Source organism: Entomohabitans teleogrylli, assembly GCF_001484765.1.
Taxonomy (GTDB): domain Bacteria; phylum Pseudomonadota; class Gammaproteobacteria; order Enterobacterales; family Enterobacteriaceae; genus Entomohabitans; species Entomohabitans teleogrylli.
Map to the genome: position 1 here is coordinate 1 of NZ_LLXO01000102.1, position 603 is coordinate 603.

The window sequence follows — 603 nt, forward strand, 5'->3', positions numbered from 1 at the left end:
GATTTTACGGCGGGCGTGAGCCCAGCAGGCGGCTTCCGTTATCCGCCCATCGCGGTACAGCTCGTTGAACCCGGCGTATGCATCCGTCTGCAGCACACCGCTGAACCCCGCAAGATGGGTCTGTGGATGGAGGCCTTTTCTGTCCGGGCTGTAGGCGAACCAGACCGCTGGCGCCAGCGCTGACCCGGCGTTGCGGTCATCACGAACATACGTCCACAACCGACCGGTCTTCGTCTTCTTATTACCCGGGAGCAGGACCTGGACCGGGGTATCATCGGCATGGAGCTTGCCGTCGGTCAGGACATAGCCCTGAAGCGCCTCTTCCAGCGGCGACAGCAGCCGGCAGCATGCATCCACCCAGCCCGACAGCAGTGAACGGCTCAGTTCCACACCCTGGCGACTGTATATTTCTGACTGGCGATACAGCGGGGTATGCTCTGCATACTTTGAGCCCAGCACGCGGGCCAGCAGCCCCGGTCCGGCGATACCCCGCCCGATGGGGCGTGAAGGCGCGGGAGCCTGCACTATAGCGTCGCATTTTGTGCAGGCATGTTTTTCCCGCACCGTGCGGATAACCCGGAAGGCGCTGCGCATCAGCTCCAG

At 63.0% G+C, this 603-nt stretch carries 1 protein-coding gene; it reads right to left on the reverse strand.

Features of this window, described 5'->3' with window-relative positions; translation table 11 throughout:
* The coding region (tnpC, locus tag AQ981_RS25425; RefSeq protein ID WP_121500748.1) for an IS66 family transposase at positions 1-603 on the reverse strand (603 nt) is incomplete at both ends.